The 593-nt window shown below is 72.2% G+C and carries 1 protein-coding gene; it reads right to left on the bottom strand.

Annotated elements, in window-relative coordinates; genetic code table 11:
* Positions 1-454, bottom strand: a 454-nt coding sequence (locus tag CCN42_RS40965; protein ID WP_339384174.1) for a HipA family kinase, incomplete at its 3' end; no start/stop codon positions are given.
* Positions 455-593 lie beyond the last annotated feature (139 nt).

Here is a 593-nt window from a genome sequence, read left to right as displayed (position 1 = left end):
CGCCGAGGGTCGGCCAGACCATCAGGTTGGAACTGTGCACGGTGCGGTCGACGTTCACGGTGAGGGCGTCCAGCCACACGATCCGGCCGGCCTCCACCGGGTCGACGTCGAAGACCTCGGCGATCTCCGGGGTGAAGTCCCGGGCGCCCGGCAGATAGTCCATGCCGAGATTGACGCCCGCGCTCGCCGCGTGCAGCTCGCGGACCTCCTGGTGCGGCTCGTCCGCGGCGATCGCCGGATCGAAGCCGACCAGCACCAGCTCGGGGAAGCGCAGCCCCAGGGCGCGGGCCAGCTCCCCCACGATCACCTCGGCGACCAGCGCCTTGCGGCCCTGCGCGGAGCCGGTGAACTTCACGACGTACGTCCCCTCGTCGTCGGCCTCGACGACTCCGGGCACGGAGCCGCCGGACCGCAGCGGGGTCACGTATCGAACAGCAGTCACGTCGCGCAGCACACGGATCAGCCTAGTTCAGTGGCTCGGGTCGGGTCCGGCCAGCGGGTTGGGGAGCGGCTGGTAGCGGGCGTCGGCGCCGTCCGCGCCGGTCCAGCGCAGGAGCAGGTTGGTCTTGGCGGGGAGGGTGGGGGCGGTGAGC

It is taken from the genome of Streptomyces glaucescens (assembly GCF_002154375.1).
GTDB lineage: Bacteria > Actinomycetota > Actinomycetes > Streptomycetales > Streptomycetaceae > Streptomyces > Streptomyces glaucescens.
The sequence above is the reverse complement of the archived record's forward strand: the minus strand, read 5'-3'. Positions and strand labels throughout refer to the sequence as shown.